Genomic DNA, 20,079 nt, shown 5'->3' on the forward strand with positions numbered 1-20,079 from the left:
TTTCAATAAATCATTTTTTCATATTCGCCAAATGTGTCATAGGTTTGTGCTACAGTTGGTGCACGGCGTCAAGGGGCAGGCAGAGGCGAAAATTATTTCCGCTCGACACAAAAACGTGGCACCGCCCGTTGAGCGATGCCACATTAAAAATTCTCACGTTAAAACGCTAAACCAGCCTTGCCACCACATCGCGCAATGACGACTGCCAATGCGGTGCAGACCAGTCGAATACCTGCTGTAATTTCGCAGTCAACAGGCGCGAATTCGCGGGACGTGCTGCCTTGGTCGGATAGTCGGCTGTCGCAATATCCGTGACAGTCGCAGTTGGTCCACCAAGCTTGGCACTTTCACCGAATATGGCGCGTGCAAAGCCGCTCCAGTTCGTATCGCCCGTACCGACCAGATGATAAACACCATAAGCGGAGAAGTCTGGCGTTGCCGCTAAATGATCCGCCACCTGGATAACTGCATCAGCGATGTCGAGCGCGCTGGTCGGGTTTCCCCATTGGTCAGAAACGACAGAGAGCTCATCGCGCGTCTCCGCAAGCTTCAACATCGTCTTGACGAAATTCTTGCCAAAGGGGCTATAGACCCACGCCGTCCGCAAAATGATGTGGCGTGGATTGACTTGCGCAACCAGACGCTCGCCTTCAAGCTTGGAATTACCATAAACACTGCGAGGTCCAGTGCTATCCGTTTCGGCATATGGTTTCCTGGCATCACCCGCAAAAACATAATCCGTCGATATGTGGATGATAGGAGCACCACAGGCCTTTGCCGCTTCGGCAACTGCTTGCGCGCCAGTGGCATTCACCGCAAAGGCAAGTTCCCGCTCATCCTCGGCCAAATCCACCGCCGTGTAGGCGGCGGCGGATATGACGAGGTCGGGCTTGATTGCCGCAATGGCACTGCGCACGGTATCAGGCTTTGTCAGATCCAGTTCCGGGCGGCCCAGCGCAATCACCTCCAGATCGGATCGTTGATCTGCCTTCTCAAGAAGGCTCTGGACAACCTGCCCTTCCCGCCCGGTAACGAGGATTTTCATGCCTTAACCTCTTTTTCTGGCGCACTGCCCAGTCGCTCACCAGCATAGGTTCCGCTGCGGATAGGCTCCCACCACCATGCATTATCGAGATACCATTGAATGGTTTTTTCCAATCCCGTCTCGAAGGTTTCCTGCGGCTTCCAGCCCAATTCGCGTTCAATCTTCGATGCGTCAATCGCATAGCGGCGGTCGTGGCCGGGACGATCTGTCACGAAAGTTATCAGATCGGCATAGCTCTTGCCGTTTGCGCGACGTCGCTTCTTGTCGAGAATGGAGCAGATCGTTTCTACGACATTCAGATTAGTGCGCTCTGCACGCCCACCGATATTGTAGCTTGCGCCGAGCTTGCCCGTGGTCGCAACCAGTGTCAGAGCACGCGCATGATCCTCAACATAGAGCCAGTCTCGCACATTCGCCCCTGCCCCATAAACCGGCAGCGGCTTTTCATCGAGCGCATTGAGAATAACGAGCGGGATCAACTTCTCTGGGAAGTGGAAGGGACCATAATTGTTCGAGCAATTGGACAGCACAACCGGTAGGCCATAGGTCTCATGCCAGGCACGCACCAGGTGATCGGACGCTGCTTTCGAAGCCGAATATGGCGACGACGGCTTATAAGATGTTTCTTCCGTGAAAATACCGCTATCAAACGGCAAATCGCCAAACACTTCATCGGTTGAAATATGGTGGAAACGGAAGCTCGATTTGCGCGGCTCCGGCAGTTCCCGCCAGTAAGCAAGAGCCGCATTGAGCAGTCGGAACGTTCCGACAATATTCGTCTCGATGAATGCACCCGGACCATCAATTGAACGGTCGACATGACTTTCCGCCGCCAGATGCATAATCACATCGATTTCGTGGGCACGTAAAGCATCCAGAACGCGAGTGTCATCACAAATATCAGCTTGGAGAAAGCCGTAATTCGGATGGTTTTCAATCTGGCGCAGTGAGGCCAGATTCCCCGCATAGGTCAGTTTGTCGAGATTGATTACATTGACCTTGGGATCAGTAGCCAGATGACGGCAGACGGCCGAACCAATGAACCCTGCACCACCGGTAACAAGAATATTCATATCATTTCCTCAAGCAAAAACTTCTGCGTCCGCAAAAAGCGGGGCCTTCTGATCCTTCTCAGAAAGCTGGACGTCTGAAGATGCGATTGGCCAATCGATACCAATTGCCGGATCGTCAAACCGGATCGAGCGGTCATGCTCGGGAGAATAATAATTCGTTACCTTGTAGATAACTTCAGTGTTCTCCACGAGCGTCATGAAGCCATGTGCGAAGCCCTTCGGCACCAGAATCTGGTTCCACTTCTCAGCCGAGATTTCCAGCGCAACCCACTTACCGAACGTAGGAGAGCTTTTTCGGATATCGACCGCAACATCCAGAATTGCCCCGCGCGTGACATGAACCAGCTTGTCCTGCGCAAACGGTGGCAACTGATAATGGAGTCCACGAACAACACCCTTGGCAGCCGAAAAAGAATGATTGTCTTGAACGAAAGTCAGTTCGATACCGGCTTCACTGAATGAATTCGCATTATAGGTCTCGGAGAAAAAGCCACGATCATCACCGAATTTACGTGGGCTGATCTCAAAAACACCGTCTAAATCTAACGAACGGGCTTCCATCAATCTTTTCCTAACTCATCAACACGTCGGCGCAGGTAAGCTGCATATTCAGTTTTGCCGAGTTTAGCTGCGCGCTCAAGCACTGCTTCACTGTTTAGCCAACCCTTATCCAGGCCGATTTCTTCTGGGCAAGCGATCTTAATGCCCTGACGCTTTTCAATGGTCTGAACAAACGATGACGCTTCATGTAAGCTGTCATGCGTCCCGGTATCCAGCCAAGCATATCCGCGTCCGAAACGCTGAACGTTCAATTCACCACGCTCGAGATAAACGTTATTCACCGTGGTGATCTCAAGCTCGCCTCGAGCCGATGGTTTGATCGAGCGTGCGATATCGACCACTTGATTGTCATAGAAATAAAGCCCAGTAACAGCCCAATGGGATTTCGGCTTTTCCGGCTTCTCCTCAATCGAGACTGCCAAACCTGTCTTGCTATCAAATTCCACCACGCCATAGCGTTCCGGATCATCGACACGATAAGCAAAAACAGTCCCCCCCTTCATTGGCCGAGAGGAGAGCTGAGACAGTTTCGAAAGACCGTCACCAAAATAAATGTTGTCGCCAAGAATCATGGCTACGCTGTCATTGCCAATGAATTCTCTGCCGATGATGAAAGCTTCAGCCAGACCGTTCGGATGCGCCTGTTCTGCATAAGAGAAATTCACTCCGAACTCGTGGCCATCACCGAGCAACTTCTGAAATAGAGGTAAGTCATGCGGGGTCGAAATGATTAGGATATCCTGAATCCCCGCGAGCATAAGAACGCTTAGCGGGTAATAGATCATTGGTTTGTCGTAAATCGGGAGAATTTGTTTGGAAACGGCTATTGTGAGAGGATAGAGTCGTGTACCGCTCCCTCCAGCCAAGATTATGCCCTTCATATGCTTCCCTTTAACAACACTAGAATTTGTCACTGCCCTAACATTTTGACCGCGGTTTGGCGACCCAAATTATAAAGCGACGTTGCATACAAGCTTTTTTCGCAATATCCATCCACTACGATGCCCTGAACAACGAGTGATAGTAGAAATACTTAATGATTAGCACCAACGAACAAAATGATAATACCGCAGGTATTGTGACTGGCATTGTTGTCACTTTCAATCCAGATATTGAGCAGTTAAATAAATTGATTGATGCCGTCGCCCCTCAAGTGCAACACCTGCTAATCGTGGACAATGGCTCTCGAATAGATTTCGGGGCCCTATTTGCCGAGCGGGCAGAGATTGAACTGATTCCACTTAGTGAGAATTTCGGAATTGCAAAAGCGCAGAATATTGGTATCGCACGGGCAAGTACCCTTGGTGCGGACTATGTGCTTCTACTTGATCAAGACAGTATTCCATCTCTCAATATGGTCGACATACTTGTAGAAGTCGCCAAAATGAAACGCAAGAAAGGCATAAAACTCGCCTGCGTCGGCCCGCGCTACGACGACCCACGACAGAAAATCCCCGTCCCTTTCATCCAGATCAAAGGCTACCGCATTATTCGTCAAACCTGCGAGACGAAGGATTGCGTTGTTGAAGTCGATTATCTGATCGCGTCAGGTTGCCTCATCCCTCTCGACACGATCAAGATCGTCGGCGCTATGAAAGAGGAGCTTTTCATCGATTATGTCGATATTGAATGGGGACTACGCGCGCAAAAACAGGGGTTTCAATCCTTCGGCGTCTGCGGTGCCTTAATGCAACATCAACTAGGTGACGAACCAGTCTATTTTCAAGGCCGCTATATCCCCGTTCATAGCCCACTCCGGCACTACTACCACTTCCGAAACGCGGTGTGGCTCTATCGTCAGGGTTGGTTGCGCCATAACTGGAAAATCGTCGATGGGTTTCGCCTTTTGCGGAAATTCGCCTTTTACAGTCTGATGACCTCGCCGCGATTGCAACATTCGAAGATGATGTCACTTGGGATTTGGCATGGATTGACAGGACAAATGGAAAAACTAGACAGGTAAAAATCACTCTCGCTGAGGGAATCATAGAATGGCGCCAGACATTTCGATTTGTATCGTCCTATATGAGCCTGATCGGGATATCTTGATGAAAACGTTAGATACCCTAGCGACAGCAGTCAGGATATTTTCAGGTGAGAAGCGTTTTAAACTTTATATAGTGGATAATTCACCCACGCCTGCTATCTCGGTAAGCAACCATATAGCTTTCCAAGCCATTCCCACCGAAATCATATATGGTCAAGGCAACATTGGCTTCGGTCGCGCTAACAATTTAGCGTTGGACAGAGGCATTGGAAGATACCACCTGGTACTTAATCCTGACGTTGAATTATCCGCATCTACTTTATGGGAATGCTTCGCGTTTATGGAACAGCACGTCGACTGCATTTTGCTCACTCCCGCTGCAACTTATCCAGATGGGAGCACGCAATTTTTATGCAAACAGTATCCAAACCTTTTCGACCTGCTCATCCGAGGCTTCGCGCCGCGCCCAATCCAAGAAATATTTCGGGGACGTCTTGAGCAATATGAGATGCGTCGTCAAATTAAACAGATAGTATTTTGGGATCCGCCCATCGTTAGCGGATGTTTCATGTTTTTCCGAGGGGATATTTTTTGCAGACTGAAAGGTTTCGATCAACGCTACATGCTATATTTTGAAGATTTTGATATATCGCTGAGGGCAGCATGCTTAGGCCGCATAGCCTATGTTCCTTCAGTGAAAATTATTCACAGGGGAGGCAACGCCGCCAAAAAGGGACTGTGGCATATTCATCAGTTTCTACGATCAGCTATCATATTCTTTACCTCCCATAAAATTAAACTATTTTAAATTGCTGATTCCATTACAAATAGCCACTCAGATTTCCAAAGCCTTAATTTAAATATATTCAGTCGTTTAATGGCGCATTGACTTTGCAAAGCGCATTCGTCATTACCCATTTAAAATGCAGACTGGAAATTAGCAGAGAAGCGGTCAATCGTGACAGCATACCATTTCCGCAAAGGTGACAAATGGCAAGCCAGGCTCTTAAAGAGAGCACCAGCGTTCAAGAAGAAGACGTAATGATTACTAGACCTTTAGCCGGAATTAGAACTGCAATCGGGGATATTTCGGATGCGCTGGTCGCGTATCGTATTGCGATGATTTTTGGGTGGCAGGATGTCGCTCAACGTTATCGACGCTCCCGACTCGGGGCTTTCTGGCTCACCATCAATATGGCAGTGTATATTGGTGCGCTGGGAATGATTTTCGGGACACTTTTTCGATCAAATATACCCGAATATCTGCCTCATATCTGTTCAGGGGTTATTGTTTGGGGTCTGATTTCCTCATCGCTATCTGAAGGATGCACCACATTCAGTGGGGCGTCAGGTATAATACTCCAAGTAAAACTACCTTTTTTTACACATATTTTGCGCACATTATGGAAGAATATAATCGTATTTTTCCATAATATACTGATTTTTCCTGTACTTTACCTCATTCTAGGACAGAGTTTTAATTTTTATGTTCTCTTAATAGCGCCAGGTCTGTTTCTCGTATGTTTGAACCTAGCTTGGGTCATGCTAATTTTGGCAACACTTTGTTGCCGTTTTCGCGACATGACACAGATTGTAACCAACATTCTCCAAATTTGCTTTTATCTAACCCCCATTATCTGGACAGTTAAAATTCTACCGGAAAGCGCGTCCAGGTTAATTTTTGAACTAAACCCCTTCTACCACTTGCTGCAGCTCATTCGCGCGCCTTTATTTGGTGCCCCCCCGGCCATTGCTAGTTGGCTGTTTGCAATCGGCCTCGCGATCATAGGTTGGTTGCTCGCGCTTGTGTTTTTCGGTAAATATCGCTGGCGTATTCCATATTGGCTATAAGATGAGTTTGATAAAACTTGAAAATGTTAGCGTTGAGTTTCCGATTTACAACGCTTCGAACCGATCCTTAAAGAACAGAGTACTCAACATCGCCACGGGTGGCAGCGTCGAGCGCCGTGGCGATGGATTAGTCATCGTCCGGGGACTGGAAAATATCTCTATCACCTTACGTGACAGCGACAGGGTTGGTCTCATAGGCCATAATGGTTCCGGGAAAACAACTTTGCTTCGCGTTCTTTCAGGAATTTATACCCCAACCCAAGGGCACGCCATCATTCAAGGCAAATGTGTCTCTCTCATCAATATCAACTTGGGGATTGACCCGGAAGCTACAGGTCGTGAAAACATTCGCCTACGTTCTGCAATGATGGGCATTCACCCCAAGCAACTCGCACAGAACATTAAAGAAATTGAGGAATTTTCCGGATTAGGTGATTTTCTCGATGTTCCTTTTCGCACTTACTCGTCCGGTATGAAGATGCGATTGGCCTTTGCCACATCAACGGCAGTACGCCCTGAAATTCTGATTATGGATGAATGGCTCTCCACGGGCGACGAAGATTTTAAAGAGCGCGCCAACCACCGTATGAAGGAATTAGTTGATTCAACACATATTCTTGTCCTTGCGAGCCATTCCAAGGCTCTATTAGCGAAAAACTGCAATAGAATTATTTGGCTGGAACATGGGAAGGTCAAGATGGATGGAAGCCCACAGGAGATTCTTCCTGCCTATTTTGGATAGCACCACCTCGTCGCAATCATCAGACTTAGCGAATGCGCCAACAACTTCAGAAGTGGTTCGGTTTGTCTGAACAGTTTCGGGCGTTTTGCTAAGTGGATTTCCGCCTCGATTATGCCGCCACCATCATCGGTGCCAGCGCGTTGAAGTAAGCCTGATCCGGCGTCTGCCGGTCAAGAGATGAATGTGGACGTCGAGTATTGTAAAAGTTCAGATAACGACCGATCCCCGCGCGGGCCTCGGACACGGTCTTGTAGGCGTGGAGGTAGACCTCTTCGTATTTGATCGACCGCCAAAGCCGTTCGACGAAGACATTGTCCCGCCACGCGCCCTTGCCGTCCATCGAGATCGCAATCTCAGCTTTCTTCAGCACCGCCGTGAAGTCGATGGATGTGAACTGCGATCCCTGATCGGTGTTGAATATGTCCGGCTTTCCATAGCGAGCCAGCGCTTCCTCGACCGCTTCGATACAGAAGTCCGCCTTCATCGTGATCGATAATCGCCACGACAGAACCCGACGGCTGAACCAGTCCACGACGGCGCAGAGATAGACAAAACCACGCGCCATGGGGATATAGGTCAGGTCCATCGCCCATACCTGATTGGGCTGGGTAACCGCCAGCTTGCGCAGGAGGTAGGGATAGATTTTGTGACCTGGCGCTGGTTTTGACGTGTTCGGGCGACGATAGATCGCCTCGATACCCATCTTCTTCATCAGCGTGGCGACGTGCAGCCGCCCAGTTTCCAGGCCTTCCCCCTTCAAAAGCCCTTGCAACATCCGACTTCCCGCGAACGGATATTCGAGATGCAGCTCGTCGATCCGGCGCATCAGGGCAAGATCGCCATCAGATACTGGACGCGGCGAATAGTAGACGCTGCCACGGCTGAAGCCGAGGAGCCTGGCCTGCCTCACGACCGACAGCTTGTGCTTGCGGTCGATCATTTCTTTCCGCCCAGCAATCCCGCCTTGCCGAGCGCACCGGACAAAAAATCGTTCTCCAAGGTCAGTTCGCCGATCTTGGCGTGAAGCGTTTTCACATCGATGCTCGGTCCGGCCGGTTCCGCCTTCGCTTCATCACCGAAAACGCCTGTCGCACCCTCAAGAAGCTGGTCTTTCCACTGCTTGATCTGATTGGCATGCACGTCGAACTGCTGGGATAATTCCACCAGTGTCTGCTCACCTCGGATCGCAGCAAGCGCCACTTTTGCCTTGAAAGCCGGGCTGTGGTTCCGGCGCGGTCGTCTCGTCATGGTATCTCCTGTTCCTGGCATCTAAGCCGAAGTCAGGCAGAAATTCCACTTATCCTAGCTGTGCAGATTTCCCGAGCCACCTCTGAATGTGGGCATCGGCTATTGTACAACAGGGCAACGGAACACCCACAGTGCTCAATCCTCGCCATAAAGATCACGCGTATATACTTTCGGCAGTACATCCTGCAAATCTACCGTCAATCTATTAGCGACGATCACGTCGGATATTTTCTTGAAGCTATCTAATTCGGTGATCACTCTTGACCCGAAAAATTGATCGTCCTTTAACACCGGTTCATAGACAACAACCTCTATGCCTTTTGCTTTTATGCGTTTCATAATGCCTTGAATGCTAGAAAAGCGGAAGTTGTCTGAACCAGCTTTCATGATCAACCGATAAATACCAACAGTCTTTGGCATTCGCCTTAGGATATCACCAGCAATAAAATCTTTGCGAGTAGAATTGGTCGCAACGATAGCCTGAATAAGATTTTGTGGGACATCGCTATAATTGGCGAGAAGCTGCTTCGTATCTTTGGGTAAACAATAGCCACCATATCCGAAAGATGGATTATTGTAGTGCTGGCCAATACGTGGGTCAAGGCCAACTCCCTCAATGATCTGACGTGAATCGAGATTATGCGTGACCGCATAGGTATCCAGTTCGTTAAAATAGGCGACACGCATGGCGAGATAAGTATTCGCGAAAAGCTTAATTGCTTCCGCTTCTGTCGGACCGGTCAAAAGAACAGGCACGTCTTTTTTCTTGGCGCCCTCTACCAGTAGGGCCGCAAATTTCTCCGCACGCGCCGACTTTTCACCAACTACAATACGTGATGGATAAAGATTGTCATACAAGGCACTGCCCTCACGCAGAAATTCAGGCGAAAAGATAATTCGTTTGTTTAGGCGCTGGGAAATACTCTCGGTGAACCCCACAGGCACTGTTGATTTCACAATGATGGTGGCATCAGGGTTAATGTTGATAACGTCACGAATTACAGCTTCAACCGAACTTGTGTTGAAGAAATTAGCTTGCGAATCATAATCTGTCGGCGTGGCGACAATGACGAAACTAGCCCCTTCATAGGCCTCGCGCTTATTGGTCGTTGCGCGCAGATTCAGCAACTTGTTTTGAAGATAATCCTGCGCTTCGGTGTCAATGATCGGTGCCTGTCGCGCGTTGATCATCTTGACCTTGTCCTCGGAAATATCCAAGGCAACGACCTCATGATGCTGAGCTAATAAAATAGCATTGGAAAGCCCGACGTAACCAATACCTGTGACCACGATTTTCAATTGCCATCTCTCTAAGTTATCGAAGCGTTTTCAGTTTTTGAGGTATACCATCCAATACATTAATCTAACGTCAAAACATTATTTACGCATTTATGCACCGGCCCCTCATTTTAAAAAGTGCAGATACCCCTACCTAACTTCGTCACACCAGCCAATAGCGTTAGCTCGTAAACTCGCTTTATAAGACATTTGTACTGTTTATTCGAGCATCAATTTGCCATATTCTCCGTTGTAAATTCAATAGACGAAAGCTACCATCTAGGCTAAAATTAAGGAGAAAAATTAATTGGATAATTAAAATTATCACATATGCAATCCCTGTTTTTCTTGTACATAAGAGAATTAATTTGTATTTTACTACCTAATAAAGATTTTATAAGTATAATTATGGTATAAATAGTAATGGTCTAAAAAATGAAAAAGAAAAATTTGAGCCAAATGTATAATGAACACTCAGGAAAGGTTTCTGACAAATGGACAATATATCTCAAAAAATATGATCATATTTTTACAAATTCTAGAAGAGAAAACGTAAGATTATTAGAAATTGGAATCCAGAACGGCGGCTCACTGGAAATATGGAGTCGCTATTTCGCAAAGGGCGAGATTTTCGTTGGTTGCGATATTAATGAATGCTGCCGCAATCTCAACTATATAGATGATCGCATTCATGTGGTCGTCGGTGACGCCAATTCGGAGAAAACCTATCAATCCGTAACCGCACTGTCGAAGAGTTTTGATATTATTATAGACGATGGGTCGCATAAATCCTCTGACATAATAAAATCTTTTTCGCTTTATTTTAAGAATATAGTGAACGGTGGTATCTATATCGTTGAAGATCTTCATTGTAGCTATTGGAAGGATTTCGAAGGTGGTTTATTCCATCCCCACTCCTCAATATCTTTCTTCAAAAATCTAGTTGATATTATCAATCATGAACATTGGGGCGTCGCAAAGTCGCGCAAGTCACTGTTTGATGGATTCATAAACAAATATGAATTAAATCTAGATGAGGAAGCGCTAGCTTCAATTCATTCGATAGAGTTCGTCAACTCTATGTGCGTCATATACAAAAAATCTGCCGAAAATAACACTTTAGGTAAGCGTATTATCCTTGGAAAAACTGCAACTGTAGCTCCTAACATTCTAGAAAGACATGGTGAGATTCAGCTCAAAACCGACCAGAGTGACAATGAATGGACCGCGCGAGCATCACCAATACATGAAGAACTCGCTGAGAAACTCGCGGAAGTCAGGAGCGTACATGTTGAAGTTCGGAAAGTACGCAGTGAGCTAGAAAGTGCGAAAATGCGTGCCGTTGAGGCAGAGGACTGCATTAAAGATCTTCAGAGGAAAATTACAACCACGGAAGATGTCCGCGACGAAATACAAAAGAAACTGTCCAAATCAGAACATACTAAGTTTATACTTAAGAATAAGTTGAATGAATCAAAAAATAAATTTAATAGAAATTTAGAACACCTTGAAGCTATACAAATGTCGACGAGTTGGCGAATGACATCACCTTATCGTCGGATTGGTCATTTTTTAAAACAGATCAAGCAACTCTGCAATGATTTCCGAGAGGCCGTGCATAAAAGAGGCGGACTCGCGGCTTCCAGCCAACTGGCTTTTTCCGCATTTAAGCGAAAGGGCTGGCGAGGTACACGGGAGCGGCTGTTCCAAATCGCATCCGAGACGAAAGGCTACCCGGAGTGGCTCCTGCGTTATAGCACTATAACTCCAGATTTGCGTGCTCGGATCAGAACTATGATCGGTGAAATGGACCAGCCCCCGATGATCTCAATCATTATGCCGGTCTATAATCCCGATCTTGATTGGCTCAAAGAAGCGGTTGAATCGGTCAAGCAGCAATTGTATCCTCACTGGCAGTTGTGTATTGCGGATGATTGTTCAAGCGACCCTAAAGTGCGGTCTGCCCTTCAAAATATGCAAAACAATGATTCGCGTATCAATGTCGTATTGCGGGAAACAAGCGGCCACATAGCAGAAGCGTCAAACAGCGCAGTTTCTTTGGCTGATGGCACGTTTTTGGCCTTGATGGGTCAGGATGATCTGTTGTCCGAAGACGCCTTGTTTCATATTGCCCGCGTCATCGATATGTATCCTGATGCTGCGCTAATCTATTCCGACGAGGACAAGTTCGACGCCTCAGGGGCGCACTTCGATCCACATTTCAAGAGCGATTGGAACCCTGATTTATTTCTATCTTGCAACATGGTCAGTCATCTCGGTGTCTATCGCAAAGACATTTTCAATCTACTTGGCGGCTTCCGTTCGGACTATAATGGATCTCAAGATTACGATTTAGCACTGCGCTTCATTGAGTTGCTGCGTTCAGAGCAGATTTTACATATTCCACACGTACTTTATCATTGGCGTGCTAGCGGCCAAAGCACGGCATGGTCGTATGATAACAAGGATAATATCATCAAAGCAGGACGACGTGCGCTGGAGGACCATCTTAAGCGCCAGAATATAACGGCAGATGTGCAGCATACTGCGCATGGCTTTCGGGTCAGCTATGCCCTGCCAAACCCAGCACCTATGATCAGCCTCATTATCCCTACCCGCAATTCGTTTCAACTTTTACACCAATGCATTTCAAGCATTCTTGAGCGGACTACTTACCAAAATTATGAAATAATCATCATCGACAACAATACTGATGACCCGGATACGCTATCTTATCTGAAAAAACTGGCGAAAGAGAAACAGATCAAAATCGTACGCGATGAGCGACCGTTCAATTATTCCGCATTGAACAATGCGGCAGTTAAACTTGCCGAGGGAGAATTCATCGGCTTGGTTAATAACGATATCGAAGTAATCACGCCCGGCTGGCTTGAAGAAATGCTCTCTCTCGCAGCCTTGCCCGGAGTTGGTGCAGTTGGCGCACGTCTTTGGTATCCAAACGATACGCTTCAGCATGGAGGGGTCATCGTTGGTCTTGGTGGAGTCGCCTGTCATGCCCATCGATGCCTACCGCAGGGGCAGCCGGGCTACTTCGCTCGCGCAGAACTCATTCAGACAATGACGGCCGTTACAGCAGCATGTTTGGTTATCCGAAAAAGTAGCTTCGAGGCAGTCGGAGGCTTGAACGAAAACGATCTGGCTGTAGCTTTCAATGATGTTGATTTGTGTTTGAAACTACGCGAAGCGGGCTATCGCAATATCTGGACCCCATATGCCGAACTATATCATCATGAATCCGCTTCTCGGGGACTGGAGGATAACATGGAAAAGATACAACGCTTTCAAAGCGAGATTGATTACATGAGGAAGCGCTGGAACACTGATACATTCGCTGATCCTGCCTATAATCCCAATCTGACACTGAACGCTGAAGATTTTTCTCTCGCATGGCCACCAAGAGTGAAGTTGTGACTTGTGGGAACTAGGTAGGCCCAGTATTCAGGCTTTTCCTAGCCTCAACCAGCTTACCCATCGACCATGTGTTAATTTGGATTTGTTCGAGACACTTATTGAACACGGTTTGATATTGAACTGCACCCCATTTCGACCGGAAAAGTCGGCATAAGCAGAAAGGCTCTAAATCAAGCTAGCCGACTTTTCCGGTGAAATGGGGAGCACTCCACCAGTCTTTTGATTTTTGTCTATTTAATCAACCGGACATTTAGTTATCTTTATCATTGATGCCATAGTCGGCTGATTGCCCCTCCATGGAGTTACCCAGTAAAAGCCGGACTTTTTAGGTTTTTAAGGGGCAACTCCAGAAAGTACAATAAGATACGAAGTGTCTGCCCAAAGATAGGTGGCACTCGAAATTGGAAGCAGGGCAGTTAAAAATGAATGCCTGACAACATCTGTGTTAACCCCTCAATAAACGTCGTCTGCGGATGCCAATCAAGCATGCGCCTTGCCTTAGCGATATCGAGTTGGTTGATATCAACATCGGTACGACGTTTCTCCACGAATTCGCGTCTAAACCCCACTCCTAGAACTGTCTCCATCGAATCTAGGACTTCCAGAACTGATCGGGATTCTCCACTGCCGATATTAAATACCTGTTGCTGTGGACCGGAGACATCAATAGCCGCAACGCAGGCATCAACGACATCGTCGACAAAAACGTAGTCGCGTCGTGCTAGCCCATCACCAATAATCTGAATAGCTTCATCACGGCCATGATGTTCAAGAACGGAGGGGATCAGCCCTTGTCCTTTGCGGTAGGTCTGACCAGGTCCATAGGCATTCGCAACCCTTAAGATCACATAGTCCAGACCGCTCACATACCCCTGCATTTGCAAATACTTCTCGGTAGTGAGTTTAGTGAGTCCGTGTGAACTAATAGGATTGGTCGGATGGTCTTCTGGTATGGGGCAAATTCGGGTAGGTCCATACACTGTCCCACCCGAAGATACAAAAATATAGCGCTTCACACCCGCTGCGATACAGCTATTCATGAACTCAATGTGGGGAATGATGTTGGAGGTCACATCAGCGATCATGTAGTGGTTGCCAAGTCCCGGACTCGACGAACTGATCAGTTGAACCACAGTATTGATACCATCGAGCGACGACGCCATAGCTAAAGGGTCCATCAGATCGGCGTTAATAATATCAACGTTGCCCTTCCCTAGATCAAGAAGATCGTTATCCGTATGACGTAGAACAGCACGCACATTGCGACCTTCTCGAGCAAGACGCTCGGTTAGGTGCTTGCCGATGAAGCCACCCGCCCCATAAACTCCAATCATTTCTTATCCTTAGCCCAAGCAGTCAGGAATGCTTTCATTCGTCTTCGTTCATCGAATCAGAAACCTTGTCAAATCCGGACAAGCGTAGCGCGTCGCGGGCAAGTGGAAAAGATGCCAAGACGCGATCCCATGACGCAACATGCCCATCTGTAGCGTCGTTCCACGGCGCGAAACGCTTCAAATAACGATTATGGATAAGAGGTATACCCCAATCGGGCTCCTTGAAAGCCTCCTTCTGTAGAACGACGAATCGAAAATTATCTGCTTTATGAATTTTACTCAGCAGTTGGACCACGGCCTTCGATTTTTCTTGAGCTCCATCTTCCTCTGTACGGTAGAAATATACCACTGAGTCGCCACTCAGTGCGATACGGTAAAACTTGTCGATCAAATAGCGAAACTTGCTTTGAAGCGATGCAAAGGTATTTTCGAAAGCCTCACCTTCCCACGGATCACTATCTTTAAAGGGAGAGTGAAGCAGATAATTGTGCGAACTATCGAAGATCAGCCCAGTCCCAGGGCGAGGTGTGAGATTCTTAAGTTGAAGGGTACCTTCGAAGCTGTCGCTCAGAAGAGAAATGAGAGCGTCAAACTTGGTCACATTCCAACTAAAAAAACACGAACTATCTCGGCCAAGTACACGACGAATCTGAAAGGCCCCCTCACAATTAACCCCTATTGAAAAGTAATAATCAAACTGCATCTAGCATCTGCCTTCTCATCCATCTCATTCTGACAAAAGCGTTTTTCACCTCATTTTGGACGGCCCTGCGACAGTAGAGGTATCCTCCAACTAAGGCATGATAAGCTGCAATACTTGGGTGGCATCCGCTAAAGTCAAAGGTTATGGGGTCTAAGAAAACGAGTCAAGGAAAGTTCAATCCAGGGGAGCAACTCCGCCCAGCGGGCAGTCCCCCCGGCAATTAACGGGCTTCAAAAGTAGAATTTTCTCGGGCTATATGATCGAGGAGATTTTGATGAAGACGAGCAGATTCAGCGAACTGCAAATCCTTGCCATCCTTCGTTAAGCGGAAGGCAGCGATTTCATGGCCGACCGGCTGAAGGATGGAAGGCAATTCCGGCTGCTGAACGTCCTAGACGACTTCAACCGCGAAGGTTTGGGCATTGAGGTAGACTTCTTGCTGCCTGCCGAACGCGTCATCCGCAGCCTCAACCAGATCATCGAATGGTGCGGCAAACCATTCGCAATTCGTGTTGACAACGTCCTAGCTTAGGAGCAAAACGCGATTGAGGGCGTCAGATCACGGGGCATCCGAGCGACTGGGTACCCTTAAAATAGTTGCCCAAGCGGGCTCCGCTGTCAAGATGTGGTCTCTTCCATAGCAAATACAGGGTCGGTCTTGCTGCCGCCCTCACCGTCCTTAAGACGAGATCCTAAATCCCAAGCGGAAGGCCCGAACATTATCTACGAGGTCAGGAACCTGCCTCCACGGCTCTACAGAGAGGGGTCCTTCCGCCTGGGCTCGTCCCTTCGAAGAAGGGGCGATAGGGTTCGCCGGTTTTAATCACAGCGTGAATGGTGCGGGCCATTTTTGCGGCGATGGCAGTATAAGCTTTGCGGCGCAAATCTAGGTTGTAGCGATCCTGCGCGATATAGCGCTCGAATTTGTCTCGAAAACTGTTGGTCCTCTTCAGGACCGCAGTCTGCCCTGCCAGCCACAAAGTGCGGCGCAATCGGGCATTTCCATATTTGGAGATCTTGCTTCGACCCCGGAACATTCCGGATTGAACCGTGGCCAGATCCATGCCGCAGAACTTCAGAAATTGGCGGTGATGGCGGAAGCGCCGCAAATCACCCGTCTCAGCCAGCACGGTCAGAGCATTGATAGGTCCGATGCCGGGAATGGTGCGCAATAACTGATAATCGGGCTGACCACCGAGTAGTTCGACAGCACGATCTTCGATGGCGTTGCGCTGACGGATCAGACTTCTCCCCTCGGCCAGCATCATGCGGAACATACGGATCGCATCTGAACCCGGCGAGACAGGCAACCCGGCAGACGCCTTCGCTGTCTCGTAAATATCTGATAACATGAGTGACTTCTCCACCTTGCGTCCAACTACCGCCCAAGCGGCCTCGATGAATTGCTCCTTGGTCATGGCGCTGATCATGTGCGGAGAGGGGAACATCTCGAGAAACGCCAGGAACCAATCCGTGCGCGAGCTGCGATGGAACCGGTCGGCTTCCGGAAAATAGAGTGGTAGGTAGTGGGTCAGGATGCGATGCCAGAGCTCCGTCTTGGCGCGCGACACCGCATCATGGGTCTTGGATAATTCCTGTATGTCGTTTGTGCCAGCCACCATCGGGTCCTGGAATATCTGCACCGCGCCGATCTGCAACATGTGCAAGATGACCTGGGCATCCTTCGGATCGTTCTTGTCCTAGCTGTTGTGCAGGGCCTCACGAGTGCGGGCAAGGGCGATCGAGGACACGAGCTTCAGGTCGAAGCCGGCAATGCCGAGGTGATACATCAGCACGCGATGATAATTGCCGGTGGCCTCAAAACCGACGCGGACAGGCATGTTGTATTCCCGCAAGATCCCAATCAGTCGCTGGAAGTCATCGGTGCTATTTGTGATCGTAAGGCGCCGCCGGCGCGTCTTGGCCGGGACCGCGATCAGTACCTCGTGCCGGTGTTTGGAAATGTCGATGCCTACCAGAACACGGGCATCCGAAGTATGCTCAATCTTGGCCATAGCCGGTCTCCTCTGTGGTGTGGTTCGCAAAACCACTATAGAGACCTGAGACCCGGTTATGGCCGTCTGCTGCGCAATTTTTAGAAGCTGCGCAGGCGGCCATAACCTTCAACGGCGTATCATTCCCAACATGCTATGGGCCGAAATACGTCAGTGGCAAACTGATGGAATGGGCTGCCAACCAAGGCATCGCCTTGAGCCATATCCAACCCGGCAAACCACAACAGAATGCGTATGTCGAGCGCTACAATCGCACCGTTCGACACGAATGGCTAGACCAGCACATCATTGAAAGCATCGAAGAGGCTCAGGAATTCGCTACACAATGGCTATAGACCTACAACTATGGGCATCGGCGGCGTAATGCCCGCACAGAAACTGAAAATGGCCGCGTGAACTCTACTGACGAGCCCCGTTAAAACGGGGGGATTACCTTTCGACGATGTAGTTTTTGTTATATTTTGGTAATCTGATCAGAATCAGTGATCTATACCAGATCAGAATGGAAACACCACTATTAGTGTTTTTAGCGTGTTAATCGTATTGAAAGTTATCTAAGTATGACCGAGTGGGTACTGAACGATCTCGACTTTGTCAAAGCTTGGGAGCAATGCGCCCCCTACACTATGACCAGTTCAGCACGAGGCTATGCATTGTGGCAGGCAATCGAGCATATTACTCGTGAGCAGGTCCCCGGGTGCATGATTGAATGCGGCACTTGGAAAGGGGGATCGGCGATGTTGATGCTCCTCGCCGCCCGCCATTTCGGCTGGAACGGCACGGTTATGCTGTTCGATACGTTTACCGGAATGACCGAGCCGAGCCAATATGACATCGACTATATGGGTAACGACGCACGCGCGCTAATGGAGGAGACCGCTGATAGGCGAGAGGACGCACCAGTCTGGGCCTATGCTGACTTAGATGAGGTTAAGGCAAATGTCCTTCGAGTGGCTGGCGATGGGGTGAAGGTCCAATTCATTAAAGGACCCGTTGAAAACACACTAGAGAACATCAAGACGGGAGTTATTGCCCTCTTGCGCCTCGATACTGATTTTTACGAGAGCACGGCTATCGAGATGAAGATTCTCTATCCGAAGCTGTGCCGAAACGGTATTCTCCTTATCGACGATTATGGGCACTGGGGCGGGTCAAAAAAGGCAGTGGATGACTATCTGGGGCAGATAGCCCCCGGCTCGCGTCCATTCCTCATCCCTGTTGACTATGCTGGTCGAATCGCCGTTAAGCCGTTAAATACAGATCAAAAGCGCCATGATTTCGTTCCCGAAGGCTTTACTGATCCACAACTCCTGAATGTGTTTCCTTCGCTACAGGCTAGTGATCCCTCACAGGTTAAGTGGCCATGGCTACGACGCAACTCTCCCCATACTTGGCGCACGGACGTTCGTTCACAAAGGACCAACATCGGTGTGCTCTCTTATGAGGAAGCCTGCATCCTTTACAATTTCTCGCGCCAGTTCTCGGGGCATCGAGGTTTAGAGATCGGTTGTCACCTCGCTTGGTCAACCGTACACTTGCTAGCCGCAGGTCTGTGCCTTGATGTTATTGATCCTGCTCTGGGCGAGGAGCAACATCTTGCTGATGTACGTGCCAGTATCGTCGCAGCAACCGGAGACGAGGGATTAGCACGAGCGGCACTCTATCCGGGCTATTCTCCGGGATTGGTGGGTTTTGCCCGTGAGCGCCAGCCAGAGCCTTGGTCTGTTGCTTTTATCGATGGCTTTCACGACCTCGGCGCACCGCTTAAGGACACCCGTGCTATCTTGCCGTTCATGGCGGAAAACGCGCTTATATTCTTTCACGATTTGATCTGCCCCGACGTATACGAGGCGGTGACTTATGCCGAAGCGAACGGCTGGTCGGTAAACATTCTGAACACGTCACAAGTCATGGCTGTGGCGTGGCGCGGTAACATCGAATTGCCCAACTACCGACCGGATCCCGAGATGCCTCCGCCGCCAGCCGGTCATCTCAAAGCCTTGACATGCTCCCGTTAAATTAGGTCATTCAGAATTGGGGTTTTCCACTTATAATCCCTTATCTGGGAGAAGGAGATTTCCGTGAAAGCATCGAAGTTTTCGGAAGCGCAGAGTGCATCTGTTTTGAAGCAAGCCGAGGCTGGAACGCCGATTGGCGAGCTCTGTTGCAAGGTAGGTATTTCGGACACCACTTTTTATAACTGGCGCAAGAAATATGTCACTTAGTCTGATGCCATTTGAGATTTGGGCACAGTATTTCGCAGGGGAGCAGCCATCTCAAGCGGGGCGAGACCATTCTTGATGAACCGAACAGCGATCTGTCTGCCTTGTCTCGCAAGGAATGCCAATATCTGCTGACGCAGATCTCCGATATATCGTCACGTATCGACATCCACACGAAGACGGCGAAACGTCTGTCAGAAGAAACAAACAAAGCCCGCCGGCTGCAAACGATGCCCAGCATCGGACCGATTACAGCATTTGCTATCGAAGCTTTCGCTCTAGAAATGGCAAACTTCCGCCGAGGTCGTGATTTTGCTGCATGGTTAGGGCTCGCTTCAAATACCGCATTTGAGAATGGTCTCGTTCTCCTGAGACTTTACCTCACGAAAGCGGGATACATGGTGCAACCATAAAGTATGACGGCCGTAAATGAGTTTAAACCGGCAGCGGAAGCTACCCGTGTCATTCAATTTGGCTCAGGCGTTAGATAGTAAAACAAGTGTAAGGATTTTTGCGATGAGAAAATAAGACTAGTTGACCTACGGTTCCCATGTGAGTGAGAGAGCCTGCTTGGTGAATTAGGGGGAT

At 48.7% G+C, this 20,079-nt stretch carries 15 protein-coding genes and 4 pseudogenes; 10 read left to right on the top strand and 9 right to left on the bottom strand.

Annotated elements, in window-relative coordinates:
* Positions 1–166 precede the first annotated feature (166 nt).
* From rfbD to rfbA, 4 genes are read right to left on the bottom strand one after another with little or no spacing between them, the layout of a single operon-like run.
* Complete coding sequence (gene rfbD, locus RI570_RS16820) at positions 167–1,045, bottom strand: dTDP-4-dehydrorhamnose reductase (protein ID WP_313829776.1); 879 nt, start codon at positions 1,043–1,045, stop codon at positions 167–169.
* Positions 1,042–2,118 (bottom strand): dTDP-glucose 4,6-dehydratase, encoded by a 1,077-nt coding sequence (rfbB, locus tag RI570_RS16825; RefSeq protein WP_313829777.1) that lies wholly within the window; start codon positions 2,116–2,118, stop codon positions 1,042–1,044. Before rfbB ends, rfbD begins: the two co-directional genes overlap by 4 nt.
* Before the next feature lie 9 nt (positions 2,119–2,127).
* Positions 2,128–2,679 (bottom strand): dTDP-4-dehydrorhamnose 3,5-epimerase, encoded by a 552-nt coding sequence (rfbC, locus tag RI570_RS16830; RefSeq protein WP_313829778.1) that lies wholly within the window; start codon positions 2,677–2,679, stop codon positions 2,128–2,130.
* Positions 2,679–3,560: a glucose-1-phosphate thymidylyltransferase RfbA gene (gene rfbA, locus RI570_RS16835; RefSeq protein ID WP_313829779.1), complete on the bottom strand. Its 882-nt coding sequence runs from the start codon at positions 3,558–3,560 to the stop codon at positions 2,679–2,681. The genes rfbC and rfbA overlap by 1 nt, the downstream gene beginning before the upstream one ends.
* A gap of 155 nt (positions 3,561–3,715) precedes the next feature.
* Between rfbA and RI570_RS16840 the strand changes: the two genes are divergently transcribed.
* The 4 genes from RI570_RS16840 (at position 3,716) to RI570_RS16855 (ending at position 7,259) form a co-directional block, all read left to right on the top strand.
* On the top strand, positions 3,716–4,642 hold the full coding sequence (locus tag RI570_RS16840; protein WP_313829780.1) for a glycosyltransferase family 2 protein: 927 nt from the start codon (positions 3,716–3,718) through the stop codon (positions 4,640–4,642).
* Positions 4,643–4,670: 28 nt separating this feature from the next.
* Positions 4,671–5,474, top strand: coding sequence for a glycosyltransferase (locus RI570_RS16845; RefSeq protein ID WP_313829781.1), 804 nt, complete (start codon positions 4,671–4,673; stop codon positions 5,472–5,474).
* Positions 5,475–5,656: 182 nt separating this feature from the next.
* A complete protein-coding gene (locus RI570_RS16850; protein WP_313829782.1) occupies positions 5,657–6,517 on the top strand; it encodes an ABC transporter permease in 861 nt (286 codons plus the stop codon).
* A 1-nt stretch (position 6,518) separates the two neighbouring features.
* Positions 6,519–7,259 (top strand): ABC transporter ATP-binding protein, encoded by a 741-nt coding sequence (locus RI570_RS16855; RefSeq protein WP_313829783.1) that lies wholly within the window; start codon positions 6,519–6,521, stop codon positions 7,257–7,259.
* 109 nt (positions 7,260–7,368) lie between these two features.
* On the opposite strand, the gene RI570_RS16860 is transcribed toward RI570_RS16855, so the two are convergent.
* Positions 7,369–8,507 (bottom strand): IS3 family transposase gene (locus RI570_RS16860; protein WP_313829784.1). Its coding sequence is split into 2 segments (ribosomal slippage): positions 7,369–8,249 and positions 8,249–8,507, totalling 1,140 coding nucleotides; the frame shifts between segments, so codons are not numbered across the junction.
* A gap of 135 nt (positions 8,508–8,642) precedes the next feature.
* A complete protein-coding gene (locus RI570_RS16865; protein ID WP_409558701.1) occupies positions 8,643–9,797 on the bottom strand; it encodes a nucleotide sugar dehydrogenase in 1,155 nt (384 codons plus the stop codon).
* Positions 9,798–10,220: 423 nt separating this feature from the next.
* Between RI570_RS16865 and RI570_RS16870 the strand changes: the two genes are divergently transcribed.
* On the top strand, positions 10,221–13,217 hold the full coding sequence (locus tag RI570_RS16870) for a glycosyltransferase (protein WP_313829787.1): 2,997 nt from the start codon (positions 10,221–10,223) through the stop codon (positions 13,215–13,217).
* Positions 13,218–13,633: 416 nt separating this feature from the next.
* Here the strand turns inward: RI570_RS16870 and RI570_RS16875 are convergent, their stop codons facing one another.
* Together RI570_RS16875 and RI570_RS16880 are read right to left on the bottom strand one after the other, a co-directional pair.
* Entirely contained in the window at positions 13,634–14,551 is a 918-nt protein-coding gene (locus tag RI570_RS16875) for an NAD-dependent epimerase/dehydratase family protein (protein ID WP_313829788.1), read from the bottom strand.
* A 34-nt stretch (positions 14,552–14,585) separates the two neighbouring features.
* Complete coding sequence (locus RI570_RS16880; RefSeq protein ID WP_313829789.1) at positions 14,586–15,254, bottom strand: DUF1796 family putative cysteine peptidase; 669 nt, start codon at positions 15,252–15,254, stop codon at positions 14,586–14,588.
* A 337-nt stretch (positions 15,255–15,591) separates the two neighbouring features.
* On the opposite strand from RI570_RS16880, the pseudogene RI570_RS16885 reads away from it, so the two are divergent.
* Positions 15,592–15,774 (top strand): annotated as a pseudogene (locus tag RI570_RS16885) (IS3 family transposase); the annotation flags it as partial.
* 211 nt (positions 15,775–15,985) lie between these two features.
* On the opposite strand, the pseudogene RI570_RS16890 reads toward RI570_RS16885, so the two are convergent.
* Positions 15,986–17,269 (bottom strand): annotated as a pseudogene (locus RI570_RS16890) (IS110 family transposase).
* Between the two features lie 137 nt (positions 17,270–17,406).
* Between RI570_RS16890 and RI570_RS16895 the strand changes: the two are divergent.
* From RI570_RS16895 to RI570_RS21705, 4 genes and pseudogenes are all read left to right on the top strand, one after another.
* A pseudogene (locus RI570_RS16895) lies at positions 17,407–17,665 on the top strand (integrase core domain-containing protein); the annotation flags it as partial.
* Positions 17,666–17,829: 164 nt separating this feature from the next.
* A complete protein-coding gene (locus tag RI570_RS16900; protein WP_313829790.1) occupies positions 17,830–19,287 on the top strand; it encodes a class I SAM-dependent methyltransferase in 1,458 nt (485 codons plus the stop codon).
* 63 nt (positions 19,288–19,350) lie between these two features.
* Positions 19,351–19,485: pseudogene (locus RI570_RS16905) on the top strand (transposase); the annotation flags it as partial.
* 20 nt (positions 19,486–19,505) lie between these two features.
* A complete protein-coding gene (locus RI570_RS21705; RefSeq protein ID WP_409558688.1) occupies positions 19,506–19,904 on the top strand; it encodes a transposase in 399 nt (132 codons plus the stop codon).
* Positions 19,905–20,079 lie beyond the last annotated feature (175 nt).

Origin of the sequence: Brucella pseudogrignonensis (assembly GCF_032190615.1) — a bacterium.
In the GTDB taxonomy this organism is placed as follows: Bacteria; Pseudomonadota; Alphaproteobacteria; order Rhizobiales; family Rhizobiaceae; genus Brucella; species Brucella pseudogrignonensis_B.